This window comes from Streptococcus mitis (assembly GCF_008763935.1).
In the GTDB taxonomy this organism is placed as follows: Bacteria; Bacillota; Bacilli; order Lactobacillales; family Streptococcaceae; genus Streptococcus; species Streptococcus mitis_DB.
Genome location: NZ_VTQF01000003.1, coordinates 299,981 through 322,542, shown reverse-complemented (window position 1 = coordinate 322,542; position 22,562 = coordinate 299,981). Strand labels below are relative to the sequence as shown.

Sequence of the window (22,562 nt, the reverse complement as noted above, 5' to 3'; positions counted from 1 at the left end):
TAATCTGATGTTATCAGTCTCGCTTCCTATAATTAGCTAGTCCCTTGTTCATACAACCAAGAGTTCATATAAAATATTACTCTTTTACTTCTTTTTGGTAACGATTATATGCTTCCTGTTGAATCTTCATAAATTCGTCCAATCCCATATTCTTAAGAGTTTCTTTGTATGAGTCCCATTCTTTTTCTATGCCGCCTTCAACTACCCATTTAGATGCTTGTTGTTTGACATAAGATTCAATACTCACATAGATTGATGATAATTTGTTAAGTTCTTCTTGTGAATAAATCACATTAGGGTAAGCTGGTAACGCAAATTGTTTCAAATCTTGGTCCATCTTCAATTTCAATCCATCACCTTGTGTTTGATCGATTTCTACGCGACTATTGATATCATCGCTTACGTATTTAGGACCAAAATCTCGAAGTGAATTAATCCATGCCCATTCATCAGCTGATTTACCATCTTTAGGAGGTAACACTTTAAACTTATCACCATTCTTTTCAGTAGCTATTCCAAATGATCCATAGAAATTCTGAATACTTGCTTCATCTGTATATAATTTATCCAACCATTTCAATAATTTAGCAGGGTTTTTGCTCTTATTTGTAATCAAAATTTCATTTCGACCATAGTTGTAATGATCTGGATCAGAAAAGACATATTGTTTACCATCCATACCTTTTAAAGCAGGTAGAGCAATATATTCACTTGAATGTAAGCCAAACGTTGCATCTGCTGTCCAACCACTAGAAACACCTACTCTAGATACTCCCTTATCCATACGTTTTGCTACACTCATAGAGGTATCTTCTGTAAAGATTTCCGGATCAATCAAACCTTTTTTATAAGATTCGTGCATTGCTGCAATCCCTTGTTTATAACTTTCTTCTGTGCGAAGGTAGACTGGTTTTCCATCTTTTACAGACATTTCATACGTATTATCTGCACCTAAACGATTATTGAACGGTAGAATATATGAGAATGTTGGATCAAAGTTTCCTGCTCCGAATGGAATTTCATCAGAAGCGTCTCCATTTCCGTTCGCATCTTTATCCTTAAATTCTTGTAGTACTTTTACTAAATCATCATAAGTCTCTGGAACCTTTAACCCTAAATTATCTAGCCACTTTTTATTAATAAATAGCTGATTAGCTACTGTAGGACGCATTGGTAATTTTTTAGGCAGGCTGTAGATATGACCATCTGGTGAAGTAATCATAGCTTTAATCTTAGGTTCTTTCTCCATAGCCTTAGTTAAATTAGGCATGTTTTCCTTGATTAAATCTTCCAATGGAATAAACAAAGATTGGTTCTGAGCAATTTCTGAATCTGTAAAAGCATTTGAACCTAAAAATGCATCTGGTAAATCTCCGCTAGCAACCAACACAGATTTCTTATCTGACCAATCTGCTGCCACAAGTGTATCCCATTTAACATCAATACCTGCTTCCTTGGCAGAATCTGTTAGAAAACCTTTATGATAATCTTCTCCCCAGTCAGACCAACGAACAGTCGTAATTTTATAAGAATCTTCTCCAGATTTATCATCCGTATTCGCATTATTGGAATTTGCGCAGGCTGTCAAGCCAGCAAGTGTAACTGTTCCTAAGAACAAATATGTAAATGATTTACTTTTCATGTTTTTCTCCTATTCTTTCAACGCGCCAATCATTACGCCTTGATTAAAATATTTTTGAACAAAGGGATACAACAACATAATCGGAGCGGTTGAAATAACAATTGCTGCATATTTCATCATATCGGCCTTGATACGAAGATCTGATGCCACTTCTCCTGTTGCTTGCGATTGTAACATTTGGTTACTAATTAGTAAACGTCGTAAAATTAATTGCAATGGTTGCAAATTTTCATTCGTTAAATAAATTAAAGCATTAAACCACGAATTCCAAATACCAACTGCAGTCCAAAGTCCAATAACTGCTATAATAGCTTTTGATAAAGGAACGACTATCTTAATAAAATAACGAATTGTACCACATCCATCAATTTGCGCAGCCTCCCACATCCCGTCTGGAATACTATTATTAAAGAAAGTTCTAGCAACAATAATATTGTATGATGAAACTGCAAAAGGTATTACCATTACCCAAAATGTATCAATCAAGCCTACATTCTTTACTGTTAAGTAGGTAGGAATCAAGCCACCTGATACGAACATAGGAATAATGTATAGAATGCTCATCCACTTTCTACCAACTAATTCTTTTCTAGATAAAGCGTAACCAGCTGGAATATTGACTACTAAAGCAACTAAGGTACCAACAACAGTATATAAAATGGTATTTAAATAGCTACGCAAAAATAAAGGTTGTTGAATAAGACGTAAATATCCATCTAATTTCCATTCTCTAGGAATAAACCATACCTTCCCATTTGCAACATCTGAAGGATTGCTAAAAGATGCAATCACTACAAACCATAACGGATAAACAATTAACAAGATAAGGAAAATTGCTAAACCATAGGTAACTATATCAAATAATAATTCAGAGTTTGTTTTTCTTGATTTATGAAACCATCTCACTTTAAGCACTCCTTCCTTTAAAAAAGACCCGTTCTAGTATATCTTTTTGAGAACCAGTTAACAGATAACAAAATTATTAGATTGACTACGGTGTTAAATAACCCTATAGCTGTCGAATAACTATACTGAAAGTTCACCATACCAACTTTATAAACATAGGTCGAAATTATCTCACTTCCTGCTAAATTAAGAGGATTCTGTAATAGTAACACTTTCTCAAACCCTACACTTAATAAACTACCTGCTCTTAATATTAGTAAAATCATAGCAGTCGGCAAAAGTAATGGTAATTCTATATGCCGAATTTTTTGTAATCTAGAGGCACCATCCATAGTTGCAGCCTCATAATATGTAGGATCAATTGCAGAAAGGGCTGCTAGATAAATAATACTATCCCAACCTATATGTTGCCATACATCACTCCAAACATACACACCTGCAAAATTAGTAGGTTTTGATAAAAAATCTGGAATAGTAATTCCAACAGACTTAAATACATTCGCTAACAAACCGCTAGTAGGAGATAAAAATAAGATAATCATCCCACACATAACCATTGTAGAGATAAAATGGGGTAAGTAAGTTGTCACTTGAAATATTTTTCTAAATTTCCCAACTCTTAACTGATTACTAATGATAGCTAGTATAATAGGTAAGGGGAAACCTACTACAATACTATAAAGTGAAATTTTTAATGTATTGAACATAGTTGTCCCGAATTGGAATGATGAGAAAAATTGAGTAAAGTACTTAAACCCTACCCACTGACTAGCAAAGATACCATTGGCTGGTGAATAGTCTTTAAATGCAATAATTAATCCCAACATGGGAATATAGGAAAATAAAATTAATAGCAATATTGAAGGAAAAAGTAATATATATAACGGAATACTATGCTTTAATTTTATTTTATGAAGTTGAGATGCTACTTTCATTTTTTTCCTCCTATTTGTTTTTCTACGATTATTTTACACCATATAGAATTCCCTTAATATAACTTTTTGGACTAGGTTTATCAATTTTTCAGTTTTTTAATTTTAAAAACTATTACTTTTCCGACATCTTGATAAAACATATCTGTTTTGTTACATGATATCATATTTTCAAAGTGCTATAATTTTAATAGGAGACTAGTATATGAAATTAAATCACGACTTATCAAAAAAACATTCCATTCATTTTTTCTTTAAACTCCTACTTGTACTACTATTGATAAATATTTTAATCAATATTGCTATGAGTAACATAACTAGAAATTTTATTAAAAACCAAAATATAGTACACTTACGTAGTTCAATTGAAATTTATGCTGATTCTGTTAATGAGAAATTGCATTCTGTAGAACGCTTTATGTACTCAACAATAACGCATAATGAATCTTTAGAGAAATTAAATCATGTACAAACGTTTCTTGACTATCAAGAAGATCTCAAAAAAGTTCAAACTAGCTTTGCAGAGTTTGAATATCAAAATGAAACTCATATGACATTCTTATTAGAAACCGATAGTACTGATTATTTTATAAATGTCTCCAATCTTTATATTCCATATGAAGATTATCTACTGTTAAAATCAAATCTAAAATCATTGCGTAGTGATATAAGTGACCGTAAATGGAAAAATGTAACTACTAAAAACAGCGAATACTTAGTTAAATCTGTCCATTACGAAGGAAAAATCATTTATGCCGTCATATCTTCAGAAGATATCCTAAAACCTCTCAGAAAACTCAATATTGGAAATAATGGTAAACTTTCCCTAAAAGAGCCTAACAATATACCCTCCGAAAACTACCTAATTCATGCTCAAAATGAAAAAACGCATTTACCTTTCGATATTTATGTTTTAGTCGATTATGCCGAAGTCTTTAGAAATATCACACTCTTAGAAGTATTTTTGTCAGCCGTTCCCATTATTATCACCATTTTATCAATCATCATTATCCTGTATATTCGTCAGTGGATGATTAAACCGATAACAAGACTCACTGAACGACTCTCTCAACTTGGGGACTCCATCCCCCCTTCTGAATTTTTTATATCTGAAGGTATACTAGAAATTGATAAGGCAAATGATAAACTTAATAAAGTGATATTTGACATGCAAGAATTAAAAATACGAGAATACCATTCACAACTAGAACTTAAGAAGATCGAACTTAATTATCTTAAGAACCAAATCCGTCCGCATTTCTACTTAAACATGTTATCAATGATTCATAGTATGCTTCAAACAAAAAACTATAAGGAAATTGAAGAGTTAACTATCCTAACTTCAAATTATCTCCGTCATTTATTTATGGCTAATCAAGATTTTTCAGAACTTAAAGATGAAGTTCAGCATATTAAAGATTATTTAGAAATACAACGAATTCGATATGGAAATAGCATCTACTTTTCACTAAACTACAGTGATGACCTACAAAATACTCTTGTCCCATCATTACTTTTACAAACATTTATTGAAAACACAATCAAACACGGGTTTTCATTTCAGGATTTATTTACAATTTTACTATCGATAAAAAAAGTAAAAACTGAGAACTCAGATTATATTCAGATTTGTATCGAGGATAATGGTCCAGGTTTCTCTGAAGAAATTTTATCAAAACTAAATCAGAAACAGTCTCTAATAACAGAAGATGGACATCATATCGGGATCACAAACACCATCGAACGTTTAAATCTTCTCTATCCCAACGACTATACTATTACATTTAAAAATAATGAAGAAGGTGGGGCTAAAATTCTTTTACTCATTCCATACAAGATTATAGACGGAGGTTATAATGAACATCTTATTAGTTGATGACGATCGTTTTATCATTGAAGCTTTACGAGAGAAAATAAATTGGGATAAACTACACATTGACATTGTTTATGTTGCCTATAGCCTCTCTCAAGCTCAAAATATTATTAGAGAGCATCCTATTGATCTCATGATAAGCGATATAGAAATGCCTCAAGGCAGCGGCCTCGAACTCTTATCTTGGATTAGAAATGAAAAATATGATATAAAAACAATTTTTTTAACTAATTACGCCGACTTCAACTATGCTCAAAAAGCAATTGAATTGCAAAGCTTCGAATACTATCTAAAACCCATTAACTTTGAAAAATTAGAATTTATTATTCAAAAAGCCATTAGTAAAATTGAGAATCATAACTTAAATGGAAAAAATGATTCGCTTTTACAAATAGAAGATAATTTCTGGTATGATTACCTTAGAAAACCTCAAATTTCTCGCATTGATGAGCTAGAAATAATAGCAAGCAAACAAGATTTTATTCTTCAAAAACACCAGTATTTTTTTCTTGCAGTTTTAACAATCAATCTTAATGAAGAAGATTATTCTGCAGAAACTCCATCATGGACTTCTCAACTAAAAAGAGAACTTCAAAGAATTTCACAACCTTCTTATAAGCTGATAAGTTTGTTCAAGATGGAAAGCCAGGTTGATCAATATGTTTGTCTCTTTAGAGTAGACTCATCCAAACGTAGTGACAAATTGGCATATGAGATTCATTCTCAAATTTCTAATAACTTTAGTAAATACTCAAACATTATATATAAGAGTTGCCATAAAATATCCGATGTTTTATTTCATACCAAAGAACTCTACACTTATAATGAACAGTATGTCTCTTATTGGAATACTATTATATGTGTTCCACATAGTTTCCCAACTTCTTTCAAAACAGAAACTCTTTCAATTACGTTTTTAGATAGCTTAAGCGAATATGAATTAAGAGAAAAAATTAATTCACTCGTCTATAATTCTCAAATCCCTACTTTCACGCTACAACAAATTTTACTAGATTGGACTCAACAAATAGGAATATATCTAGATCAAAATGGAATTTCAGCACATAAATTATTCCAAAATAGCACTCATGATTTCTTATTCCAACGACGCTTTCATTCAATTGAATCATTTCAGGATTACTTTGATTATTACTGGTCACATGCTAAGAAATTTGCAACAAACATTGAAAACCAGAAAAATAGTATTCAACGCATCGTCGAATACATAGATCATCACTACTATGAAGATATAAATCGTTCTATATTAGCAGATATGGTTTATCTCAGTGCAGATCATTTAGCTAGAATTTTTAAAAAAGAAACTGGAGAAACTCTTGTTAAATATATAACGGATAAGCGCATTAATGCTGCTAAATCTCTCCTATCTCAAACCAATATCTCGATATCACAAGTATCTTGTCAAGTAGGGTATGATAATTATTCTTACTTTACTAAAATTTTTAAACAAAGGACTGGACTTTCTCCTGGAGATTACCGTAAAACTTATCAAAACAAAATGTAAGCAATCTAAATCATTGAAATGATAAGTAAAATTCAAGGTCTGTAGTAATTTTTGAAATTCTACAGTTTTTCCAAAGATAAGTTAAATGATAATTTTTTAGATTATCATCAGCACAATATCTTTCAGTCCAACATAGCTCCAAAAATTTCTTTAAAATTGTTGATAAGGCAACTTCTTAAAAAGTCAGTTTGAAAAGAAAATCCAGTAAATATTTCTAGGATAAAACGTATACTATCAAGCTTTTACAGAACTGCACCCCAAAAGTTAGACAGAAAAAATCTAACTTTTGGGGTGCAGTTCTAAGAACCTTGGTAATATGCGTTTTATTATGGAAACATTTCCCATTTTCTCTATTTCTAATGACTTACTTCAGCTTCTTACCTCTTGGAAAGAGCAACAAAAATATGAACTAGCAAAGTTTGGCATCATCAGTAATCCAGAACAATTTGTTTTTACATATATCGACACAAAAGGAAACATCAACAAGCCTTTACATGCTGACTATCTAAATAATAAAATGAAAAATATCAGAAAGCGATATAAAGAACTAGCACATGTTGTACCTCATAAACTGCAACATACAGGAGCGACACTTGCAAAACAAGCAGGACTCTCACTCGAAGCTATTTCAGAAGCTTTAACTCACAGTGATAAAGAAGTAACTAAGACTTATGTCAACACAAAAGATACTGTAAATCAGACAGTTGGAGATATTGCATTTCGTAGTCTAAAAAATGATGGAGTGAATTTTAGGGTAACTCTTGATTTTTAGACAAAAAAAGACATCCAAGAGTAAATTCTTGAATGTCTGTAAACGTTGATATAATCGTATTGATTAATGTTTTGAGGCAACTGACTTCGTCAGGTTGCAGCCACATTTGTAAACGACTAAAGTCGCAACAACTGTGTCAATTGCACCAATTTAGTAAGAAAGTAAAAAAAGAACACCCCGAAAGGTGCTCTTTGTAAGTATAGTAATTCTCTCGAATTAACGTTTACTAAATTGTGAAGCTTTACGAGCTTTCTTAAGACCTGGTTTTTTCTACATCATGATATTTATGGTAAATTATCACTAAGATCAAGTAATTTTAAGAGATAAATCCTCAATTTTTACATATATAACCCTTTTAAAAATCGAGAGGTTATCAAAGGGTTATCACTTTTTTAGTTTTCGGAGCTCATGTAGTTGAGAAATAACGATTTATTTTTCTTCGTTTTTCTTCGTTTTTCTTCGTTTCATTAATTAAAGGTGAAATGATGTATAATACAAATCACATTCCCATACAAACAAATAAATTGCAAAACTATAAAGCGAATGAATTTCATGAATTTAAAAGTAAGATTACTTTCTAAATTCACTAATTAGTAACTATGTTTTCTTCGTTTTTCTTCGTTTTTCTTCGTTTTTATTTCATTTCTAATTTATAGTATTGACTGCGATCTTTCGTACTTGTCCCATACCATGTTAAAATGCCTTTTGCTCTCAACGTTTTCAATAATTTGGACGAGTAAGAAACACTCCTACCTAAGAACTCTGCTACTTTTTTAGTTGTCATAGGTTCTGCTGTATTGTACATATACTGTATCAATAGTTTTTCATCAACACTTAAATCACTATAATCTCTAAGTTTACTTTCCAAAGAATCACGCGTTCTCAATGTTCTACTTGTAATACTGTTTTCTAATGTTAAAACTACTTTGTTACCTGGTTCAGAGTAACACGGTTCATGGAGAAAAGCAGATTCCATTTCAGAATAGATTCGTTTTACTCCCTCATTCATTTCTCGGACCCATCCAAATTCAGTTAAGGTACGAGCTATACGCGGATTTCTAGAAAAACGTTCATGTCTTATATTCTCAACAGTTACAATATTCGGTAGTTTTCCTGGGCTATGAATCTCTAAACGATTATCAAACATCAATACCCTGATATGATCTCCGTATACTGAATAATTCCTGTGGGTTACTGCATTTACAATTCCTTCAAACCAGGCAAATTCAGGATATTCTGGAAGTATCTGAAATCTACCATCACTATCTAGATACTGAAACTCTCGTAGCTGGGTTCGAATAAAATCTCTAACTTTAACAATTAATTTAGGCAATGCATCATCAAATGTTACTTCCTTAATAACATTAAATTCACTTCCTGTACCTACATCTACCCCATCAAATCGTTGAAAACGAACACGTGCTTGAGGGAAAAATGCTGAAGGATACTTACCAAAGATAAGAATAGCCGCCTTTGTTAATTTACCATTGATAAGAAACCTTCTTGCCTTTAATATCTCCTCAGTTGAACGTTCTGAAATATCAAAATGGTCCTTAAAATCCTGAACCAATAGTTCATCAATATCATCTAATGTGGCATCTTCAATGATTTCATCTTCAAAGAAACGCTGTCCCTTATCATAACTAAGTTGTATACGTTGCTCATAACTCAACTTGACTGATTCGTCTCCCTGTCGTAGATAAACTTCATCATTTGGAGCGGCAATCACTCGATTCGATGATAATTCAACTGAGATAAGCAAAATCAGGTCGTCTTCTCCCTTATGATTGATCACAGGTATTTCCTCAAAAGATAAATCCAACGGTGTATCCCGCATCTCTCGGTCTATCTTTTTGAAATCATCAATCGGATAGGCTTTCCCATCCTTAAAACCAGTGATAATATTATGCTGCTTTTCATCTTCAATCCCGATAATCAACTGACCTCCGTCAGCATTAGCAAAGGCAATCAAGTGCTTAAGTAGTTCTTGTGGCTTCTTTCGTGCGGATTTCCGATCCAAATATTGATTTTCCGGCGAGAATTGCCAGTAATTAAAGTCATATTTCATTTATTTTCTCCTAATTTTTGGTTAAATAATAATGATTATTCTGCATTCCTTACTGAATCTGTTTTTCTTAAGATAATAGGCTAGGTGTTTCATTATGATGAGGGCGAGCACACTTTTCAACCTTAATATATAAATCCTTTAGAAGATTGATACTTATCAATACTGCTTCATCAGCATTTAATTTTTTTTATTTAGTTGTTGATTTAATATTTTCTAAAATAATATCTTTAACAATTTTCAGATCCGCTTCAATTTTCTTAATATCCGTTCTTATATAATTAATCAATTCTTTACTAGATACATGTTTTTTTATATGAGCATAATCATAATAATCTTTTTTACCATATGTTTTCCATTTTTTTCTTGAAGATGATTTTTCTAAAATTGGATTATCCTCTAGATTGAAATTATACAAACAAGTTTTCTCTTTTATACTATCACATATTCTTTCTAAATCACCTAATTTTGCTTTATCTTCAAGAGAAAAATTAACCTTATGTCTATACTGTTTTCCTTGTATCTGAATATCAAATGATGACGTAGTACCTTCGATAGGAAGATAAATCCCAAAATGATGAGCTCCTCTTATCCTACCAGAGTATGTTTTATATTCTAAATCAGAAATCTTATTCTCTAAATTCGCATAATGAATCTTCTCGACAACAGACCTTAATCTCATACCTTCAAGTACTTTATTATTACACTCTTCTAAAAAGTATGATTCGCCATAACTTATCTTTTCAATAAACTCTTTCACATTCTTCATATATTCAACATAATCTGTTAAGAATAATCTAAAAGTCTCATCTACTTTATCAAGTAAATCACTATAATATTCAATTAGCTCACCATAACTTCTTCTAAACCAACTATCAGGTAGTTCAAATTCAGGTTTAACTAAACTAAGAAGTATCCCTTTAGCATTAGAATCTTTTTCAGAATAACGAATTAATTGACTTTTGTCTGGTAAAGACTTAACCTTATTTTCTATAAAAATAACATGAGTCCTTCTATCCTCATCAATAACCTCGATAGTTAAATCAATCGAATTTTTTTCTCTGTAAACCTTTAAATCTGTATATTTTTTATTAATATCAATAACATTACTAAAAAACTTATGATTAATAAATTCAGACTTCTCCAGAACAACAGCAAATAGATTGCTATGATATAATTCTAAATTACTTAGTGACAGTTGATAATTCAGTGTATTTTCTATTTTATTCCTAAGTGTTAGTAACTCATTATAATTTTCCATTTAACAACTCCTTTACTATGATAATTAATGTAATGTACTTGTTTTTATTATATCATAAGATAAATTAATCAGTTTATTGAAAATTAAATTTAAATAAAAGAAGACAAATACACTTTAGACAACGTATTCATCTCCTTATTAAAACTTCGAATTTAGGTAAACTATTTATTAAATCAATCGTTTGGATAGATATATTAATAATTCTCAATAGCAAATTGAAGATATACTTTTCATCATCACTATAATCATTTGGATCATCAGTGATTCCAGATTTTTTATCAGTTTTAACTTGATACTGATCTATAATCCATCCAATAGCAGAGTACCCATTTACAACATATTCATAGGCTTTTTCAGGAATATTACTAATTCTGATATAAATTACATAACCTATACCATCCATTTCTTAAAATCCTTCAGATATCTTGATTTTATTATTAACTTTTCTTAAAGGTAAAACAAGACCCACATATATCCCATTTTAATCAATAGAAAATATATACAGAAAATCAATGAAATTCTATTTTTTGCCACAGTATAATAAGGTTAACTAGTCTTGTAAAAATTATTTTATCGTCATATCTGAGAATTAATCAGCTATTTCATAAAAATCATCAATCTTTGGCTGAGACACATTTGTCACAATCATAAATAGCATATAGTTCTTGACATATAGTATAATATATGAAAAAATACTTACTGGAGGTTGATAATATGACTGAAAAAATCAAAAACTGGGTTAATATTTGCGTTTTGAAAAATCAAGAAATTTTATTACTTAATAGACAGCACGATAATTTTCCTGGCTGGATTCCACCAGGGGGAAAAGTTGAATTCCCTGAAAGTTTTTTTGAAGCTGCACTACGGGAGCTTAAGGAAGAAACTGGACTCACTGCATTAAATCTTGAATTAAAGGGAATTTCAGGCTTTACTAATTCAATTGGTAATGAGAGATTTGTCTTCTATGACTTTTTATGTACTCAGTTTACTGGTGAACTAAGCACATCTGATGAAGGTGAGCCAAAATGGTGGAATCTAAAAGATATTGATAAAATACCAATGCAAGATGATATAAGAAAAAGGATACCGCTTTATTTAAGAAAAGGAAGCTTTGAAAGTATTAACTACTGGGATAATAATAAGAAATGCATTAGTGAAAACAAAACAATTTTATTTGACTAATATTCTCTACGGTATAATCAAATACAAAAGTCTCAATCCATTAGTAATTTTTGTATACTTTAGTACTCAATTTTATTGGTACTGAAGTATCGTTCAATTGATAACTTTTTCTCCCATTTTCCTTTAGCCGAGTTCAACAACACTAATATAATTTTCGTTTCTCATATTTATAACTAATTAGTGTGTGTACATATATTCATAAAATATCATTAATGTACTCTTACTTTTCAGCAATTCTAATTTTTCCAAATTAGAAGCTTTCAAAAAGTTCAGCATTTATTTTATAATGATAAATTGTAAAATATAGTACAACAAAAAAACTCATAGCGTTTCATGAGCCCACTGAAAAAGTCATCAAATTGATGGCTTTTTTGTTATACTAGAGATGAGGTGAAATAATGCTTGATAATCAGTTAACTATGGATGTCAGTCCTTATTCTAGTTTGTATGATATCGTGGTTCCTAAAACCCACTTTTTACGTCAGCTAATTGAACTCTGTGATTTTAGCTTTATTTATGATGAACTAGAAAAGAATTATCGTCCCGATTTTGGGCGTAAAGCTTATTCACCGATTATGATGTTCAAATATCTCTTGTTAAAAGATATTTATAAGTTATCAGATGTAGATGTGGTAGGACGTTCCTTGTCAGATATGGCCTTTAAATTTTTTCTTGGTCTAGCTCCTGAAGATTCTGTTATCGAGCCATCCTCTCTGACGAAATTTAGAAAGCTAAGAATTAAAGATGACAAACTGCTTGATGTATTGATTCAGAAGTCTGTTCAAATTGCACTCGAACATAACTTGATTAAGAGTAAAATCCTCATTGTGGATGCCACTCACACCAAATCTCATTATAATCATAAGAAACCCCAAGAAATCCTTAGAGAGCGTTCAAAAGCTTTACGTAAAACAATTTATCAACATTCAGAAGATATCAAAATAGAATTTCCAAAGAAACCTCAAGAAGATAACCTCGAAGCAGAGTTGACCTATACAGAGGAGTTAATGGCTGTGGTTGAAAAACACGAGGAACTCTTAGCCCTACCGGCTGTTTCTCAAAAGTTCAATTACCTAAAAGAGGCTGTCGAGGACGACTTAGAACATTTGGAAGCTTCTGTTAAGGAGGAGGCTAGGCTCGGACATAAGACAGCCGACACCTCTTTCTATGGATATAAAAGTCATATCGCTATGACGGATGAACGGATTATTACTGCTTGCGTGGTCACTTCTGGTGAACAAAGCGATGGGAAATATTTACCTGAGTTATATGCCAAAACAAAGGAAAATAGTCTGGACATCGAGACTATTATTGGTCATGCAGCTTATTCGGGAAAGAACAACATTCAACTAACTCGCAAAGAAAAGATTCATTTGGTGTCAAAACTGAACCCTTCTGTTTTTCAAAAAGTTACCGTAAAGAAGAGGATGCGTTTGAATTTAATAAAGACGCAGGGCTATTTGTCTGTCCAGAAGGACACTTGGCTGTTCGCAAAGCAAGGACAGGGAAAAAATATCAAAATAAGAATCAAGTTGTCACTCATTACTTTGACATTGAAAAGTGCAAGAATTGTCTTTCCAAGGAAGGGTGTTATCAGGAGGGAGCAAAGTTTAAAACTTATTCATTGGCTATTAAGAGTAACGACCATCTTTTCCAGAAGAAATTTCAGGAAACACCTTATTTTAAAGAAATGGCCAGACATCGCTATAAAATCGAAGCGAAGAATGCCGAACTAAAACAGAGACATGGCTTTGATGTCGCGAGAGCATCGGGTCTTTTCAGCATGGAGTTACAGGCAGCCACAACCATCTTCGTGGTCAATATAAAACGAATTATGACCTTAATAAATACAAAATAACCGAGGAATTCGCTCAAATTGATGAAAGATTCCTCGATTTTCCTTTCATTAAAAGTAAGCTCCTTATTTTTTCAGTGGGTTCGTCCTTCTACAACTGTATTATCCTCAACTTTTTACCTAAAAGCTCTGATAGAGGCTGGGCAAAAACTCAACTTAAGGAGAAAATAAAGCAAATTTTCTAACAATAAAACGCATAATATCAAGGATTTAACACTTGATACTATGCGTTTTCTAATTTTAAAGACTTTTTGCCCAGTCTTACCAAACTAGAATGGCCTTTGAAAAGTTGCCATTCATTAAACCAAATAGGTTCATCTGTAACAGGATGACGTTGAGTTAAGGTATTTCCTCTAACTATATTTTTATGAATAAGATAATATGCAGATTTATAGATGTCACTTCTACTAGTTAGCTTAGTACTAAAAATTTGTTCGTACCAATCTAAATAATAAAGAAACATACGTGAACGTGCTACTTCTAAATTATCTTCGAGAAATTCTATCCCATATATAGATGATAATGCAATCAATGATTTTGTCTTCCAACTTCTTTCATCATATTGCATATTACATGATAACAGCAGATAATTTTCTTTCTAAAATAGCTTGCAAAAATTTCCCATCTCCTGCAGAAGGTTCTAAAAATGTTGCAGAAATATCTTCACAAGTCTCTTTAATACCTGGAGTATCTAATATTTTCTGTACCATCCAGAATGGTATAAAAACCTCTCCATGCTTTTGAACACGCTTTTTTGATTTGATTAAATTCTCTTTCAAAGTCTACTCCTTAAAAACGTTTATCTTTTAAGATTATACCATTTTTTAATCTTATATCTAACTATTTCTAAAGGGGTTTGGGGATTCCCCAAAATTCAAATCACCTCAAAAGTACATACACTATGTGTATACAAATTTTGGAGGTGATTTTAGGAGAGTGTGTATACAGACTCTGAGCTCGCAAAGTCATATTATGAGAAATTTTTCCTTCTCTATAAAATAATCCAAAAAATCAATTTGGCTGTCATTTGTGTGTACAAATATTTTAAGAAGATATATAAAAACGCTGCAAAATTTTTAACAGCGTTTCCTTATTTTAAAATTCTCATATGTCTTTCTTTTTTATGGTTAGCATCGTAGTATTCCAACATCGCATGATACAAACGAGCCTTCGTTTTGTCTTGTTGTTTAATTCCATGAAGAAATAATTCTGCTCGCTTTAATTTCAATATGTATTCGCATATCTGATCAAAATCCTTATCCATATTACTTTTGAAAATAAACATCTTTTTCCTCCATCACATCCACTATTTTTTGCATCAAAATAGACATATCCATTTTGTTTTCATAGCTTATTCTCCCAACTACAGTTGCAAGACGGGCTATAGAATTGATATTCTTTCCGACTTGTTCCAACTCTTCTGTTAAAGGAACTAAACCTTCAAAAGAGACTTTTTGGATGTTCAAATCTGTTCGTATTAATTTTTGTCTAGCAAACTCAGAAAAATTACGAATATTTTCCTTCCTCATACAATCATTTAATTTTTTATTTTCTTTTTCTGTCAAAAATACCTGTTTCAACACAGATTTTATTCTCATGGTCCTATCACCTCGTTTTCTTATTTAGTCGTTTTACAAGTTCTTTCACTTGTTTACTTGTCTTCTTTTCATATTCTATCATCAGCTCAACGCAGTAGTGAAATATCCTTACATTATCCAAATCTTCACTTTGTTCTGCTATTCTTTCTAACTGACGTAAGTTATTGATAATTCTTCTAACTTGAAATATAAAGTCATGATAAGATTCAAAATCAAATTGAAGATAAATAGGCGAGCTCTTAAATAACATTTTTCTGGCATAAGAGGAAAAACTTAGATGATTTGTCATTTCAATCAAGTTATTCACTATTTCATTTTGCTCCTCAGTGATGTAACATTTCTTTAGAACAGTCCTATATCTACTCATTTATCATATACTTCTTTCGGGCATTTTCATGGGCAATAGCTTTGCACTCCAGCATACGTTCCTGCTTTAAATTCTCCATAGACTTAAATAAATACGCCAAAGGAGACGTCGCATCCTCAGGAATCCGTTCAATCATGCTAATGACTTCATCACTAGTTACATACCCACTAGCCAAATACTCGCCTATCTTCATCTTCTGAGCATGTGTTAAAGTGTAATTGTTAGGATACAAAAATCTATCATTGTACTTATAAGAAATGGATTCTAACAAAGAATAATATTTGGGTGGAATATAAGTTTCAGGCTTTCTAGAACTATTATCCAGTATATTCTCAATCTCTTTCTTATTCTTACTCTTGTTCTTAATCTCTTGCGTTACATTATCATTTTCATCCGTTACTGTAACGTTACAGTCTAAAACGAGTTGTGGCTCGCCTGTAATTAGTGCTTTTTGTTTTTGTCTATGACGAGCAACACGTTCCCTAGTTTGTTTTCTAATCTTTTCTAGTCCATCTATATTCTGATGTTTCTCCCATTTTGGAATGGTAATAGCGCCATCTATGATTTCTATCATTCCAAATTCTTCAAACATGCTGAGAGCTAATTTTACCGATGTAGCTTTTCGTCTAAACACTGTTGAAAGCATTTCTTCTGTGTAATATACCTTATTTCCTAAACTCAGTATGCCACTATTATTTTGCTTTCCTGCAAGTACCAGAATTTTGAACCATATTACAATAAGCGTATCTCCTTCTGGCATTGATTCTATTAATTGAATTTTTTCATCATCAAATATATCTGTTGTTATCTTGATCCACTGAACACCATTCATACGAGTACCTATCTTTCATATTGCTTCAACCATCGTGTTACTGCTCTTTTGTCGTATAAAGTCACTCCATCAATTACCATGGTTGGCATTCCTTCTTTTGTCCATTTTTGGATTGTTGTCGTAGATACATCTAACCACCTAGACAAACCTGACATACGAACCATAGGTTTATAAAGTTCTTTATCTTCAAATACTCTTGCTACAGCATTTGAAATCATCTCATCATAATGAGCACGTAATTGCTTCTCTAAATCTTTAGGAAGCTGGACAACTAAAGTAGTTTCCGACATAAATTCACACCTCATTTCTAAATTAAATAAGCTCCGAAACCATTTAATTTGTTATTCATTTTGAATTATATATCCTTTTTGAATTTTTGTCAAGCTTTTTTATTCAAAAAGAATAAAATGTGTTATAATGATAAAAAGGAGGTTCTTATGACGAATCATATTACTAAACTGATAGAAAATAGCGGAAAAAAATTGACAGAAATTAGCGAAGCTACAAATATAGCCTATCCTACACTTTCTGGATACAATCAAGGAATCCGCAAACCTAAAAAAGATAATGCTGAAAAATTGGCAAAATACTTTAATGTTTCCGTCGCTTACATTATGGGACTTGATAGCAACCCACACGCTCCATCAAATCTTAAAATTGTTACAGATAGTTTCAAAACATCTAAAATTGGTTCTGTGACACCTTTTAAAAGCGATATGGAGAAATTAAAGAAAAGTATCGAATTTGGAGAAAGGTCATTAACACTACCACTTGATGATAGTTTTTCAGATGAATTTCGTCACATATTCTCAGAATACCTAGCTGAGAAAAACAAACATTTTATGTCTGAGTTTATAGACTATATGAATCACCAAAATAAAGACTCTAAAGTTTGGCAGAGCTGGATTAAAACAGACGAATACGCTATCCGCCAAGAAGATAGAAAAAATAGATAGACACTCATTTCTCAATTACATAAGCTCCGAAAACTTAGATACGGAGAAAAAATGTCTATACACAAATACAAAACCAAAAAAGGAATCCTATACTATGTTAGCTTCTACATTGGCTTAGATGCCTATGGAAAGAAAAAAAGACACTTAAAAAGAGGATTCAAAACTAAAAAAGAGGCAAAATTGTACGAAGCTCGTTTAGAAGCTGGTGTCGTCGCCCCCATAGTAAATACCGACAAATCTAACCCCAAAGTCACTTATAAAGAACTTTATCAAGAATGGTTTAAGGCCTATGTGGGTACTGTCGAAGAAACAACTTCTTCCCAAACTAAGAATATCTATCGAATACATATTCTACCAATATTTGGCGATAAATTTATTGACCAAATCAGTCCTTTAGACTGTCAAAACTTTATTACTCAAAAATCTCAGACTTTCAAAAATATCAAACAGATAAAATCCTATACCTCAAAAATTTTTGATTTTGCAATCAATATGAACTACATTGATCGAAATCCAATGAAGAATGTTATCATGCCTAAAATCAAAAAGACAAGATCAAATAATTTTTGGTCACTGGAGGAATTACATCATTTCCTAGATATCGTGAAAGAAACTGAGCCATTTAAATATTTTGCTCTATTTAGACTGCTTGCATTTAGTGGGCTACGAAAAGGAGAGTTATACGCTTTAAAATGGGCTGATATTGACTTTGATAGCAATCTCTTGAACATAGACAAAAGTCTAGGAAGAATTGACGGTAAAGCGATTGAAAAGAGCACAAAGAATGAATCTTCAGTTCGAACAATCTATCTTGATGATGAGACAATCGATATCATTAAGCAATGGAGAAATTTCTATCTGAAAGAACAATCTCAGTTGCCTCTTACAAAGCTGAATATTAGTAACGAATATATGTTCTCTTACATATCAAGCAATGACAAAATTGAACCCCTGCATGCTGACTACATTAACAATGTACTGAATCGAATTATTAAAAAGCATAAATTAAAACCAATTAGCCCACATGGGTTCAGACACACACATGCAACACTTATGTCTGAAATTGGAATCGATCCTTCTAATACATCAAAACGACTCGGTCACGCAAGCAGTCAGATGACATTAGATGTCTATACTCACACTACAAAAACTGGTGAGAAAAACTCTATTGACAAATTTGCAGATTATCTCAATAAAGCAAAGTAAAATCATGATGTTTAAAATCTAAAAGAGGTTATCAGAAGGTTATCACAAAGCTATACGAGCTTAAAAATCGACAAAAAAGAGTTTGGGACAAAAAGATTTTTATTTTAGGAATTCTTTATTATAAATTTTAAAAATCGATAGATTAGACAAAAAAAGCGAACAAGACAGAATTCTGAGTGTCAGATAACTCGTTTTGTTCGCTTTTTATATTTAAGGTTAGACTTTTGTCCCAGACTCTTTGAAACATTGATATAATCGTATTGATTAACGTTTTGAGGCAACTGACCTCGTCAGGTTGCAGTCACATTTGTAAGTGACTAAAGTCGCAACAACTGTGTCAGTTGCACCAATTTAGTAAGAAAGTACAAAAAAGAACACCCCGAAAGGTGCTCTTTGTAAGTATAGTAATTCTTTCGAATTAACGTTTACTAAATTGTGATGCTTTACGAGCTTTCTTAAGACCTGGTTTCTTACGTTCAACTTTACGTGAGTCACGTGTAAGAAGTCCTGCGCGTTTCAATGAATCACGGAAGTCTGGGTCTACTTGAAGAAGGGCACGAGCGATACCGTGACGGATAGCTCCTGATTGACCAGCGTATCCACCACCTACAACGTTAACGAAAACGTCGTATGAACCTGCAGTTGAAGTAACTGCGAATGGTTGGTTGATTACAAGACGAAGGTCAGCGTGTGGGATGTACTCTTCAACATCTTTTTTGTTAACAGTGATTTTACCAGTTCCTGGAACAAGGCGAACGCGTGCAACAGCGTTTTTACGACGTCCAGTACCTGCATATTGTGCTTGTGACATACTTTATTGTTCCTTTCCTTAGATAAGTCCTGAAATATCAAGAACTTCTGGTTGTTGTGCAGCGTGAGTGTGCTCAGCTCCAACAAATACTTTCAACTTCATACCTTGAGCGCGTCCAAGAGTATTGTGTGGAAGCATACCTTTAACTGATTTCTCGATCAAACGTACTGCATTTTTAGAACGAAGTTCACCTGCAGAGATTTGTTTCAATCCACCTGGGTGGTTTGAGTGAGTGTAGTAGATTTTATCAGTTGCTTTTTTACCAGTTAATTTAACTTTTTCAGCATTGATAACAATCACAAAGTCACCTGTATCAGTGTGTGGTGTAAATGTTGGTTTGTTTTTTCCGCGAAGTACGCTAGCAACTACTGCAGAAAGACGTCCAAGTGGTACATCAGTTGCGTCAACTACGTACCATTTACGTTCAACTTGGCCTGGTTTAGCCATAAATGTTGTTTTGTTCATGATTTCTCCTATATATAGTTCGATTTTTGTTTACGGTGATGGGTGTTCCTTCCCATCGAAAAGTATTTGGAAGGTTCCGGGGCCTTTCAAATGGGGTAAACAATACCGCCTACTATAATACCAAATTTCACCCCTAAAAGTCAATAGATATGAAAAATATTTTTCTGAATTCCACTCTTTTTATCTCTAAAAACCTCGCTTTCGCGAGGCTCTTCTATTTATAAGATAAGGCACGTTTAAAGGTTTTCCAAGGTCCCAAATCATCTGTTTGCAGAACGAGACTAGCATACATACGTCCGATAAAGACTGTTGCAGTTACTGCAAAAGCAATCGTAATCGCAAGCGAAATCCAAGCTTCTAACCCATTTGCATAGCCATTAATGGCTCTAAATGGCATGAAGAAGGTCGAAATAAAGGGAATATATGAACCAATCTTCAAGATGAGATTGTCACCAGCTGCACCTAGAGCTGTCACTCCAAAAAAACCACCTATAATCAAAATCATCAAAGGCGACAAGGCTTTTCCTGAGTCCTCAGGACGAGAAACCATAGAACCTAGGAAGGCTGCTAAAACAACGTACATAAAGAGGCTAACCAAGACAAACAATAAGGTGTTGAGCGAGAAAGCCTCTCCTATATGGTTTAAAATACCAGATTGTGCCAAGATTGGTAGGTCTTTAAAGAGAAGAATGGCAGCAAGTCCACCCACGACGTAAATGCCAATATGGGTCAAAATCACAAGAAGCAGAGCCAGCATGCGAGCGTAGAAATAATAACTAGCTCGGATACTAGAGAAGACCACCTCCATGATTTTGGTTCCTTTCTCGCTAGCCACTTCCTGAGCAGTGACACTAGCATAGGTAATCAAAATCATATAAAGGAAGAAACCAAGCCCTGCGGCCGCAATGGTTTGAACAATTTTTTTGTTTTCCTTAGATTCATCAATCTTCTCAGTAAAATCAACGGTTTGACTCAGGCGTTTTTCCTGTTCTTGAGACAAATTAGCTGCCGAACGATTGAGTTGGTATTGCAGTTCATTTAGTCTATTGGTTACAGCTAGTTTGATGCCACTTTCAAGAGAGGTTTCACCATGATAGACGGCCTTGATGACGCTGTCCTCTTGGTCGACGGTTAGGTAACCCTTGATTTTCTCATCCTTGATAGCAGTTTGGGCACTGGCTTCATCCTTATAATCAAAGTTGATACCATTAGTACCCTTGAGCCCTTCTTCCACAGATGGCACTGTTGTTACTACTGCTATCTTGCTATTCTTGGCCATAGAAGACCCTTGGAGGTAGCCAATTCCTACAGATAAGGCTAAAAAGAGGAACGGCGAAATCACCATAAAGAAGAAACTCCACGACTTGATGTGTCGAAGATAGGTTTCCTTCATTACAACCCACATATTTCTCATACTTCCACCCCTGATTCTAGTTTAAAGATTTCATCAATTGTTGGCGCTTGCTGGTCAAAGGTTGCGATGTATTGCCCCTGAGTCAAGATTGGGAAGAGTTCCCTTCCAGCGCTCTCATCCTCTAAGATCAATTTCCAACTGCCTTGTTTGGTCAAGCTCACCTGTTTGACATGAGGAAGGTTTTCCAATTCTTCCTTGCTTCGTTCACTTGAAACAAAAAGACGCGTTTTCCCGTATTGATTTCGGACATCCTGAACTGGTCCATGCAAGACCACACGGCCATCTCGAATCATGAGAATATCGTCACAAAGCTCCTCTACGTTGGTCATGACATGATCAGAAAAGATAATGGTTGCTCCACGCTCTTTTTCCTGAAAAATGACTTGCTTGAGCAATTCAGTATTAACTGGGTCCAAGCCACTGAAAGGCTCATCCAAGATAATCAAGTCTGGTTCATGAATCAGAGTAATAATGAGCTGAATCTTCTGCTGATTTCCTTTTGACAGACTCTTGATTTTATCAGTCAGCTTCCCTTTCACTTCCAACCTCTTCATCCATTGAGGGAGTTTTTCCTTGACCTCCTTGGCATCCATGCCTTTTAGAGTCGCCAAATAGCGAACTTGTTCAAGGACTGTCAATTTAGGCATGAGACTACGTTCTTCAGGCAGATAGCCAATCCGAGCATAGGTCTCTTGACGAATATCCTGACCATCTAGACTGATTTCTCCTTGATATTCTAAAAACTTCAAAATACTGTGGAAAATTGTTGTCTTCCCAGCACCGTTTTTCCCGACTAATCCCAAAATACGACCTGGTCGCGCTTGAAAGTCAATGCCAAACAAAACTTGCTTGGGTCCAAAACTTTTCTCTAGACTTCTTACTTCTAGCATCTTTCACCTCCGA

General features: G+C 33.2%; 19 protein-coding genes and 3 pseudogenes. 7 read left to right on the top strand and 15 right to left on the bottom strand.

All coding sequences use genetic code 11. The features are described from left to right. Positions 1-76: 76 nt before the first annotated feature. From F9B91_RS06620 to F9B91_RS06610, 3 genes are read right to left on the bottom strand one after another with little or no spacing between them, the layout of a single operon-like run. Positions 77-1,642 (bottom strand): extracellular solute-binding protein, encoded by a 1,566-nt coding sequence (locus F9B91_RS06620; protein ID WP_150922775.1) that lies wholly within the window; start codon positions 1,640-1,642, stop codon positions 77-79. A 9-nt stretch (positions 1,643-1,651) separates the two neighbouring features. Continuing rightward, complete coding sequence (locus F9B91_RS06615) at positions 1,652-2,548, bottom strand: carbohydrate ABC transporter permease (RefSeq protein WP_001267167.1); 897 nt, start codon at positions 2,546-2,548, stop codon at positions 1,652-1,654. A 17-nt stretch (positions 2,549-2,565) separates the two neighbouring features. Then, entirely contained in the window at positions 2,566-3,483 is a 918-nt protein-coding gene (locus F9B91_RS06610; RefSeq protein ID WP_000861541.1) for an ABC transporter permease, read from the bottom strand. A gap of 202 nt (positions 3,484-3,685) precedes the next feature. Between F9B91_RS06610 and F9B91_RS06605 the strand changes: the two genes are divergently transcribed. From F9B91_RS06605 to F9B91_RS06595, 3 genes are all read left to right on the top strand, one after another. Further along, a complete protein-coding gene (locus F9B91_RS06605) occupies positions 3,686-5,356 on the top strand; it encodes a sensor histidine kinase (protein WP_150922774.1) in 1,671 nt (556 codons plus the stop codon). After that, the gene (locus F9B91_RS06600) at positions 5,337-6,875 is read left to right on the top strand and encodes a response regulator transcription factor (protein WP_125443805.1); all 1,539 of its coding nucleotides are present in this window, start codon (positions 5,337-5,339) and stop codon (positions 6,873-6,875) included. The genes F9B91_RS06605 and F9B91_RS06600 overlap by 20 nt, the downstream gene beginning before the upstream one ends. A gap of 316 nt (positions 6,876-7,191) precedes the next feature. Continuing rightward, complete coding sequence (locus F9B91_RS06595; RefSeq protein WP_150922773.1) at positions 7,192-7,647, top strand: tyrosine-type recombinase/integrase; 456 nt, start codon at positions 7,192-7,194, stop codon at positions 7,645-7,647. 634 nt (positions 7,648-8,281) lie between these two features. On the opposite strand, the gene F9B91_RS06590 is transcribed toward F9B91_RS06595, so the two are convergent. From F9B91_RS06590 to F9B91_RS06580, 3 genes and pseudogenes are all read right to left on the bottom strand, one after another. Then, a complete protein-coding gene (locus F9B91_RS06590) occupies positions 8,282-9,715 on the bottom strand; it encodes an ATP-binding protein (protein WP_084888176.1) in 1,434 nt (477 codons plus the stop codon). Between the two features lie 187 nt (positions 9,716-9,902). After that, positions 9,903-10,973, bottom strand: coding sequence for a PD-(D/E)XK nuclease family protein (locus F9B91_RS06585; protein ID WP_084888178.1), 1,071 nt, complete (start codon positions 10,971-10,973; stop codon positions 9,903-9,905). 127 nt (positions 10,974-11,100) lie between these two features. Further along, a pseudogene (locus F9B91_RS06580) lies at positions 11,101-11,349 on the bottom strand (type ISP restriction/modification enzyme); the annotation flags it as partial. Between the two features lie 338 nt (positions 11,350-11,687). Between F9B91_RS06580 and F9B91_RS06575 the strand changes: the two are divergent. Next, positions 11,688-12,155 carry an 8-oxo-dGTP diphosphatase gene (locus F9B91_RS06575; RefSeq protein WP_084888180.1) on the top strand — a complete coding sequence of 156 codons (468 nt, stop codon included), beginning with the start codon at positions 11,688-11,690 and terminating at the stop codon, positions 12,153-12,155. 398 nt (positions 12,156-12,553) lie between these two features. Beyond that, a pseudogene (locus F9B91_RS06570) lies at positions 12,554-14,013 on the top strand (IS1182 family transposase). A 256-nt stretch (positions 14,014-14,269) separates the two neighbouring features. On the opposite strand, the pseudogene F9B91_RS06565 reads toward F9B91_RS06570, so the two are convergent. From F9B91_RS06565 to F9B91_RS06540, 5 genes and pseudogenes are all read right to left on the bottom strand, one after another. Further along, a pseudogene (locus F9B91_RS06565) lies at positions 14,270-14,789 on the bottom strand (methylase); the annotation flags it as partial. A 311-nt stretch (positions 14,790-15,100) separates the two neighbouring features. Further along, a complete protein-coding gene (locus tag F9B91_RS06560; protein ID WP_000469564.1) occupies positions 15,101-15,295 on the bottom strand; it encodes a hypothetical protein in 195 nt (64 codons plus the stop codon). After that, positions 15,276-15,608 (bottom strand): hypothetical protein, encoded by a 333-nt coding sequence (locus F9B91_RS06555; protein ID WP_117644786.1) that lies wholly within the window; start codon positions 15,606-15,608, stop codon positions 15,276-15,278. Before F9B91_RS06555 ends, F9B91_RS06560 begins: the two co-directional genes overlap by 20 nt. Before the next feature lie 359 nt (positions 15,609-15,967). Then, positions 15,968-16,807: a phage replisome organizer N-terminal domain-containing protein gene (locus tag F9B91_RS06545; RefSeq protein ID WP_001014727.1), complete on the bottom strand. Its 840-nt coding sequence runs from the start codon at positions 16,805-16,807 to the stop codon at positions 15,968-15,970. Positions 16,808-16,815: 8 nt separating this feature from the next. Next, entirely contained in the window at positions 16,816-17,097 is a 282-nt protein-coding gene (locus F9B91_RS06540) for a DNA-binding protein (RefSeq protein WP_084947900.1), read from the bottom strand. A 147-nt stretch (positions 17,098-17,244) separates the two neighbouring features. On the opposite strand from F9B91_RS06540, the gene F9B91_RS06535 reads away from it, so the two are divergent. Beyond that, entirely contained in the window at positions 17,245-17,763 is a 519-nt protein-coding gene (locus F9B91_RS06535; RefSeq protein WP_150922772.1) for a helix-turn-helix domain-containing protein, read from the top strand. A 51-nt stretch (positions 17,764-17,814) separates the two neighbouring features. Further along, positions 17,815-18,969: a tyrosine-type recombinase/integrase gene (locus F9B91_RS06530; protein WP_150922771.1), complete on the top strand. Its 1,155-nt coding sequence runs from the start codon at positions 17,815-17,817 to the stop codon at positions 18,967-18,969. A gap of 418 nt (positions 18,970-19,387) precedes the next feature. Here the strand turns inward: F9B91_RS06530 and rpsI are convergent, their stop codons facing one another. The 4 genes from rpsI to F9B91_RS06510 all read right to left on the bottom strand — a co-directional run bounded on the left by rpsI (position 19,388) and on the right by F9B91_RS06510 (position 22,549). Beyond that, on the bottom strand, positions 19,388-19,780 hold the full coding sequence (gene rpsI / locus F9B91_RS06525) for a 30S ribosomal protein S9 (RefSeq protein WP_000075964.1): 393 nt from the start codon (positions 19,778-19,780) through the stop codon (positions 19,388-19,390). A gap of 18 nt (positions 19,781-19,798) precedes the next feature. Then, complete coding sequence (gene rplM / locus F9B91_RS06520) at positions 19,799-20,245, bottom strand: 50S ribosomal protein L13 (protein ID WP_001044624.1); 447 nt, start codon at positions 20,243-20,245, stop codon at positions 19,799-19,801. A gap of 214 nt (positions 20,246-20,459) precedes the next feature. Next, positions 20,460-21,659, bottom strand: coding sequence for an ABC transporter permease (locus F9B91_RS06515; protein ID WP_001245388.1), 1,200 nt, complete (start codon positions 21,657-21,659; stop codon positions 20,460-20,462). After that, a complete protein-coding gene (locus F9B91_RS06510) occupies positions 21,656-22,549 on the bottom strand; it encodes an ABC transporter ATP-binding protein (RefSeq protein ID WP_000895282.1) in 894 nt (297 codons plus the stop codon). Before F9B91_RS06510 ends, F9B91_RS06515 begins: the two co-directional genes overlap by 4 nt. Between the last annotated feature and the right edge of the window lie 13 nt (positions 22,550-22,562).